At 41.5% G+C, this 6,064-nt stretch carries 4 protein-coding genes; 3 read left to right on the top strand and 1 reads right to left on the bottom strand.

The annotated features are described in order from the left end of the window. Positions 1 to 130: 130 nt before the first annotated feature. The gene (locus EKM89_RS11245) at positions 131 to 1,120 is read right to left on the bottom strand and encodes an AraC family transcriptional regulator (RefSeq protein WP_125688598.1); all 990 of its coding nucleotides are present in this window, start codon (positions 1,118 to 1,120) and stop codon (positions 131 to 133) included. A gap of 223 nt (positions 1,121 to 1,343) precedes the next feature. Between EKM89_RS11245 and EKM89_RS11240 the strand changes: the two genes are divergently transcribed. From EKM89_RS11240 to EKM89_RS11230, 3 genes are read left to right on the top strand one after another with little or no spacing between them, the layout of a single operon-like run. Beyond that, positions 1,344 to 2,588 (top strand): MFS transporter, encoded by a 1,245-nt coding sequence (locus tag EKM89_RS11240; RefSeq protein WP_125688596.1) that lies wholly within the window; start codon positions 1,344 to 1,346, stop codon positions 2,586 to 2,588. Positions 2,589 to 2,609: 21 nt separating this feature from the next. Then, positions 2,610 to 5,012, top strand: a complete 2,403-nt coding sequence (locus tag EKM89_RS11235; protein WP_125688594.1) for a glycoside hydrolase family 3 N-terminal domain-containing protein — start codon at positions 2,610 to 2,612, stop codon at positions 5,010 to 5,012. Positions 5,013 to 5,019: 7 nt separating this feature from the next. Continuing rightward, positions 5,020 to 6,063, top strand: coding sequence for a family 43 glycosylhydrolase (locus EKM89_RS11230; protein WP_125688592.1), 1,044 nt, complete (start codon positions 5,020 to 5,022; stop codon positions 6,061 to 6,063). Position 6,064 lies beyond the last annotated feature (1 nt).

Here is a 6,064-nt window from a genome sequence, read left to right as displayed (position 1 = left end):
TCATTCTCACTTTCAATTAGTTTTGGTCGACGATGTTGATGTGGGGCAGTGTGCCCCTTTTATTATACAGAAAATGGTGTCGACAGATTTCTCTATCAACACCAAATATCATAGAACCCTTTTTTGGTGGTTATATTTTTACTTGCTGACTGTGTCGGTAGTCAGCCGGAGACATATTAAATGCTGCTTGAAACTTTTTGTAGAAAAAGGTTTGATTTGAAAAGCCACTTTGAGTAGCTATCTGATTGATTGGATCGGTACTGTTTTCGAGTAAGAAGCACACATTTTGCAGGCGCATCGTTTGTAGTAGGTCACTGAAGTTAGTATGCGTGTTTCGTTTAATCAAGGTGCTTAGGTAATTAGGCGTGTAATTGAATTTCTGTGCCGCAGATTTTAGTGTACAGTGGTCGAAGTGTTGTTCCATATATCTCATGACGGCAAGGATGGTATGGACGGAATCGTCCCCTTTAATAGCCTGGTTGCTATCGTATTCGTAAATTCTAACGAGATCAATAAACAGTACTTTTAAGTAGTTATCTATCATTTGGTGAGAACATAGTGATGGAAAATAAGTTTCCCAAAGGATTTGCAGGAAGGTTTGATACATGTGAGATTGCGGATTGGAGTGGAAAACAATGTATTGGTCATGTTGTTGACGATAGGAGATGACGTTGACTAGAAAGTCGAAGATAACACCGTTACCTGACAGATTTTCAAAAAAGTTTGCTGTGAAGTACTCTTTACGAATGAGAACGTTGAAGATAATATCGTCCTTTCCTGTTTTTGAGATACTGTGAGGGACATCGGTGTCGATAATGCAGAGCTCACCGCTATGTAGCGTTATGTGGGTGCCATCAATAATTTGTGAGCACGTTCCGGCGTAAACGAAATTTAGTTCAATGAAGGTGTGCACATGAGTGGGAACGGGTAAGAAACGATCATGCTTAGAAATTTTAAAATTGCTGTTTACTGAAATGAGGTTATCAAAGATATAAATTTTCCTACCAGCGACCACTTTTGATGGGAGCTTAGCGTAATAGTCCGTTAAATCATAAATTCGTTCAGCGGGGACAATCTGACGAACCTTCTTATCGAGTTGAAGTTGACTAGCGGTATCCATTGTGAATTGCCTCCTAAATCGTAGAATTTGACAGTGTAGTTATGGCTAAATGATATTGTTCAGAAAAAATGTAAGCGTTATATTTACGTTGTAATAAAGTATACCGTAACTTCAATGCATTGAAGGAATAATTTTAAGATTAACTCATTTGTTAGTAAATATATTCCAGTACACAGCGCTTATTACACATTCGTTTCTATTGACCCAAGAGGAGGATTTAACAATGGATCAGGGTGTAGCAGTATCAAAAACAAAGAAAAAGTTTCCAGTGAGTCTTGGTTTTGGCTTACTTATCGGTTGTCTGGGCTGGCTAATTCCTTATTGTGGGCTGGCAATTACATTGCTTCCCGCTAAGATTGGTCAAATTGATCCCACACATAAAGTAACTTGGGTAGCAACCTTCTCAGCTGTAGCGATGACGGTTGCTGCAATCTCGAATATCATTATGGGAGCTTTATCAGACCGTACGCGTTCCCGATTTGGAAAGCGAACGCCTTGGATTGTCGGCTGTACGATTGCCACTATGATTATTTTTTACATTATGTCGATGATTAATGACATCAAGATGTTGTTATTCTTATACGCTATTTACCAAATTGCACTTAATGGGGTCGTTGCTTCGCTAGTCGCCTTCATTCCAGATAGAGTAGCGCCTGACCATCGCGGGACAGCCTCATCCTTTATGGGATTAGGATCTACGATTGGTAACTATGGTGCGGGGTTAATTGCCGCACATTTCATTATTCACATTCAATTTGGTATCTGGGTCTTTGCCGTATTTGCATTCGTGATGGAAGCTATTGCGCTTTGGCTAATCAAAGAACCCGGTAACCGGGACGAACCGCGCGAACAACTTGAAAAGGCAGGAGATTTCGTTAAAAGTTTTGCCCCACCAATTAAAGGAACTCATGATTTTTACTTAGCACTCTTTGGCCGGCTACTCTTAACTGCTGGCAGTAACATGATTGTTGGTTATCAGTTGTATATTTTCACGGATTATATGAGTTTAAACTCAGGGCAAACCACGACTAATATTTCATTAGTCTCATCGATCATGTTGATTGCTGGAATTATCTGTGGGGTTACCGCCGGTCCACTTGCTGATAAAGTTGGAAATTACAAATATCCGGTTGCAATTACAACGATGCTAGTTGGTATCGGGGCCTTCTTCCCATTCTTTATGGCCAAACCATGGACAATGATTGTTTATGCCTTGATTGCTGGGATTGGTAATGGTGCTTATAACGCAGTTGACCAAGCTTTGACGGTTTCTGTTTTGCCAAATCCGGATACAGCTGCAAAAGACTTGGGAATCTTAAACTTAGCTAACACTTTGGGACAAATTGTTGGACCGGTTATTGCTGGAGTTGTTATTTCTAGTGCGGGTTACAGGACGATGTTCCCTGTAGTCACAGGTGTCTGCCTATTGGGCGGAATCTTAATTCTCCTTATTCATCGTTCAAAGTAAATTAGTAGAAAGGTGTTCATCATGAAAAAATATTTAGATCAAACATTGACGTCTGAAGAGCGGGCAAAAGATTTGTTGAATGTGCTTTCGATTAAAGAAAAAATGGGACAAGTTGGCTGTTACTTCATGACAGCTACAAAGACTGGCAAAAATTTAAGTGTGGAGTATCCAGTCGGCGTTGGTCAGATTAGTGCATTAGAAATGAGAATGCTTTATAGCTTAGACGATGCCGTTGAAAAGCAAAAAAAATTGCAGAATAAAGTTATGGCGCTTAGCCCACATCGTATTCCAGCAATCTTCCATATGGAAGGACTATGTGGCGCTTATCTTCAAGGTGCAACTAGTTTTCAAACCGGGATTGGCCGGGGTGCTACTTGGAATCCAGAACTCGAAAAAAAAGTAGCCGAAATCGTTGGTCGTCAGGAACGAGCTGTTGGCATTACGCAAACCTTTGCTCCGGTTTTAGACATTTCACGAGATTCACGAATGGGGCGTCAAGGTGAAGCTTATGGTGAAGATCCAACTTTGAATTCAGCACTAGGTGTGGCCTTTGTTGAGGGATTACAAGAGCAAGATGGCAAACGAAAAACAGATGCTGTTGCTAAACATTTTGTGGCCTCCCAAGCAACACTTGGAGGAATTCATGGTGCAGAGAATGATCTATCAGATAGAATGGTCGAAGAAATATTCGCCAAACCGTTTCAAGCTGCAATTAGTAAGGGCCATATCAAGGGTATCATGCCTTGCTATGCCTCAGTAAATGGGCAACCAGTTTCTGTATCACATCGGTACTTGACTGATTTATTGCGGCATAAAATGGGATTTAGTGGTTTGACTGTCTCCGACTATGCGGCTCTAAAGAATGCGCATGATGTTCAGAAAATTGGGGAGTCCTATACCGACACTGGGTACATGGGAATGGCAGCCGGTATGGACATGGAATTACATTTTACGCAGTGCTTTAATGCCGAACTTGGTGAATGGTTTGCTGACGGAAAATGTAATGAGCAAATCTTGGACGAAGCTGTCTTACGCGTTTTGACCGCCAAATTCAGAATGGGCTTGTTTGAACAACCATTCGCTCTTGATGGTCAAGAGCTTAAAGCTCAATTTAATCAGCAAGATGACAATGACATTGCAAAACAAGAGGCCAAAGAATCAATTGTGCTCCTTAAGAATGATGGTACATTACCGATTAAGAAAACGATTAAAAAAATTGCAGTGATTGGCTGTCATGCGAACACTGGCCGGACGATGTTTGGTGGATACACCCATTTTAGTATGTTAGAAGGGTCGCTAGCTGCAGTTTCGACAATGGCAGGATTACAAACGGCTAAGGGGGATATGCCCGAAGTCCACACGATTTCTGGAACTCATATTGAGAAGGATAAACCGCAATTTGAAGAAGCTTTTCGCAAGAGCCAACCACAATCAAAGAGTCTATTGGAGGCTTTAGCTAGCGGCATGCCAGATAGAGATGTTCAATATGCTTATGGTTATGACATCGCGGGGGACGACCACAGTCACTTTGAAGAGGCACTTAAAGCAGCTAAAAATGCAGACCTTGTTATTATGACCTTAGGTGGTAAGTACGGAACTGGCTCAATTGCGACGACTGGTGAGGGGATTGATAGCTCTGATATCAATCTTCCTGAGTGTCAGAATGATTTCATCAATGAAGTTACGCAATTAAATGTTCCAGTAGTGGGTATTCATTTTGATGGCCGACCAATATCAAGTGATGTCGCAGATGAAAAGCTGAATGCGATTTTGGAAGCCTGGACACCAGCACAGGGCGGTGCCGAAGCTTTAACAGATATCTTGCGTGGCGCGTACAATCCTGGTGGTAAATTACCAGTTTCAGTTGCTAGAAGTGCTGGACAGATTCCGGTTCATTACAATCATTTGAATGGGTCTTCGTATCATCAAGGAGAGAGTGTGGGATTTTCTGATTACGTTAATATGTCACACCAACCACGTTATTTCTTTGGAGAAGGACTTTCTTACACAACATTTGAATTTTCTACAATGACGTTGAATAAAAAGACAGTCAATCCCAATGGGGTTATTGATATTTCTGTCGAGGTGACGAATACCGGAGAGACTGATGGTGAAGTGGTTCCTCAGTTGTACGTTAAGGATGTCTATGCAAAAATGTCACGGCCAGTACTAGAATTAGCAGGGTTTAAGCGACTCTACCTGAAGCAAGGCGAGCAGAAGGTTGTTCACTTTAAGTTAAACGCCAATCAATTAGCTTTTTTGGATGAAGATATGAACTGGCTCGTCGAGGCAGGTAAGATTCAGGTAATGATTGGTGATTCAAGTAAAAATCTAGTTTTAAAGGATGACTTTGAAATTTCGGAGAGTCAACATATCGACGGCAAGTTACGTGAGTTTTATACAGAGGTCTATGTAGAGGAGTAAGCAACAGATGGAGAAATATATTCGACCAGGTAAAGTTTGGCTGGACACCGATGGTAAGCGAATTCAGGCACATGGTGGTTCGGTACTTTACCGTGAAGGGACCTACTATTGGTATGGCGAAAATAAAGATCACACTACTGGAAAAGATAACATTTGGAGTTGGGGTGTCCGTTGTTACGCATCAAAGGACTTGATTAATTGGCGAGACTTAGGCCTAATTATTCAACCTAATTTAAAGGATGACGACTCACCGTTAAATCCTAAATCAATGATGGATCGACCACATATCATTTATAATGAGCAGACGCAAAAGTACGTGTGTTGGTTAAAAATTCAAAATCTGTCAGGGAGTCAGAGCGAAACGGTTTTGGTTGCGGATTCTATCTTGGGTCCCTATGAAATTGTACGGCAAGGTCTGCGTCCACTCGGAATGTCTGCTGGAGATTTTGATTTGGCCGTTGCACCAGATGGAAAAGCCTATTATTACTTTGAACGGGTTCACAGCGAAACAATTTGTGCTGACCTGACTGATGACTACACGAACTTAACCGGATTTTATAGCACACATTTCCCACAAGTCGGACCGCCATACGTTCGTGAAGGAACAACCCACTTTAGTCGACAGGGAAAACAGTACTTGATTACATCGGGAACCACTGGGTATTTGCCGAATCCATCGGAGATAGCCATTGCTGGCACTTGGCATGGACCATTTGAAATTTTGGATAATCCACATCGAAACGATACGAGTCAAACGTCGTTTCATTCTCAAGTATCTTGTGTATTTAAAGTGGCCGGTAAAAAGGATCTTTATATTGCTTGTGCTGACCGTTGGGTACCTGAGCATATGGATTATGCCTACCCAAAGTACAGGGACGCTTTCAGAGATATGTTTACCGGAAAGGGTTCTAAAAATTTGACCGATAATTTCATTTCGGATCTTAAGGTAAACACGTCAGTTTCGGACTATGTTTGGTTACCCTTAGAATTTGAAAAGGAGGGTGTCTATCTAGACTGGCTTGATGAATGGTCACCGGCAGATTATGAATAGG

The sequence above is a fragment of the Levilactobacillus fujinensis genome, assembly GCF_003946335.1.
GTDB lineage: Bacteria > Bacillota > Bacilli > Lactobacillales > Lactobacillaceae > Levilactobacillus > Levilactobacillus fujinensis.
This window is presented reverse-complemented; position numbering and strand designations above follow the sequence as displayed.

Excerpts from the sequence above, each read along its gene's own strand:
- EKM89_RS11245 (WP_125688598.1), bottom strand. The coding sequence starts at position 1,120 with ATGGATACCGCTAGTCAACTTCAACTCGATAAGAAGGTTCGTCAGATT.
- EKM89_RS11240 (WP_125688596.1), top strand. The coding sequence starts at position 1,344 with ATGGATCAGGGTGTAGCAGTATCAAAAACAAAGAAAAAGTTTCCAGTG.
- EKM89_RS11235 (WP_125688594.1), top strand. The coding sequence starts at position 2,610 with ATGAAAAAATATTTAGATCAAACATTGACGTCTGAAGAGCGGGCAAAA.
- EKM89_RS11230 (WP_125688592.1), top strand. The coding sequence starts at position 5,020 with ATGGAGAAATATATTCGACCAGGTAAAGTTTGGCTGGACACCGATGGT.